Source organism: Thiohalocapsa halophila (genome assembly GCF_016583825.1).
GTDB lineage: Bacteria > Pseudomonadota > Gammaproteobacteria > Chromatiales > Chromatiaceae > Thiohalocapsa > Thiohalocapsa halophila.
The window spans coordinates 1-533 of the sequence record NZ_NRRV01000288.1; the positions used below are offsets into that span (position 1 = coordinate 1).

Annotated in this window: 2 protein-coding genes; both read left to right on the forward strand. The window is 61.4% G+C overall.

The annotated features are described in order from the left end of the window. Window positions 1-241: DnaJ domain-containing protein (locus CKO31_RS26435; protein WP_200244013.1), on the forward strand; the 241-nt coding region annotated here is incomplete at its 5' end. A 28-nt stretch (window positions 242-269) separates the two neighbouring features. After that, the coding region (locus CKO31_RS26440; RefSeq protein ID WP_200244016.1) for a hypothetical protein at window positions 270-533 on the forward strand (264 nt) is incomplete at its 3' end.

Below are 533 nucleotides of genomic sequence, written 5' to 3' on the forward strand. Positions count from 1 at the left end.
ACAAGCATCATCAGCACGTTCCGGGTCACTCGATCTGCCGACGGCCTACGCCACGCTCGGGGTCTCCGAGGGCGCGACCAAAGACGAGGTTCGACGCGCTTACCGTATTCAAATCAGCCGCCACCACCCTGACAAGCTGATGCACAAGAGGCCGAGCGCAGAAGAACTGGCTCGTGCCGCAGCTCGCGCCGACCGCGTCCGCAAGGCCTACGACGCCATCAAAAGGGGCCGCGGCTGGTGACCAAGGCACGTCTTAGCGAGTCGAGGCAATGAAAGACGACAACAACGGCGATCTCGCGGCACGGCCGCCCTTTTCGCCGATCATTCGACGCGCGCTCGCACGCGCGGATCAAACGCAAGTCGAGGCTCGAGGCATCATCAAGAGTCACATGATCGGCGCGATGTCGGTGGGGTTCATCCCCGTCCCGATCGTCGATGGCATCGCCCTGACTGACATTCAATGGAATCTCATCTGCCGCCTTGCCGATCACTATGGCGTGCCAATACAAGCAGCCTATCGAACCCTGCTGATC